General features: G+C 46.2%; 1 protein-coding gene. It reads left to right on the top strand.

The genetic code is table 11. The features are described from left to right. The coding region (gene trmD, locus ACTHSP_RS21785; RefSeq protein ID WP_440346980.1) for a tRNA (guanine(37)-N(1))-methyltransferase at positions 1–425 on the top strand (425 nt) is incomplete at its 5' end. Between the last annotated feature and the right edge of the window lie 56 nt (positions 426–481).

Genomic DNA, 481 nt, shown 5'->3' with positions numbered 1-481 from the left:
TTCTTCTATGCGGACGCTATGAAGGCATAGATGAAAGACTGCTGCAAAGCAGTGTGGACGAAGAAATCAGCATTGGCGACTTTGTCGTCTCGGGTGGCGAATTACCCGCCATGATGTTGATGGATGCCGTCTTAAGATTGGTTCCGGGTGTATTGGGCGATATACAGTCTGCCGAACAAGACTCGTTTTCAGACGGCCTTTTAGACTGTCCTCATTACACCAAACCCGTAGAATTCCAAGGCATGATGGTTCCCGAGGTCTTACGCTCAGGAAATCATGGCTTGATTGCCGAGTGGCGATTGAAACAATCGCTGCGACGCACTTTAGAGCGCCGACCTGATTTATTGGAAAAGCGCAGTTTAATCCCAAAGGAATCCCGCCTCTTAAAAGAAATCTTGCAAGAGCAACAGGAAATCCAATCATAACTTAGGAAAAACAAATGAACTTGATTCAACAATTAGAGCAAGAAGAAATCGCTCGC

The sequence above is a fragment of the Neisseria sp. P0001.S005 genome, assembly GCF_051963715.1.
Note: the sequence above shows the minus strand (reverse complement) of the source record. Positions and strands in the feature narration are given on the sequence as shown.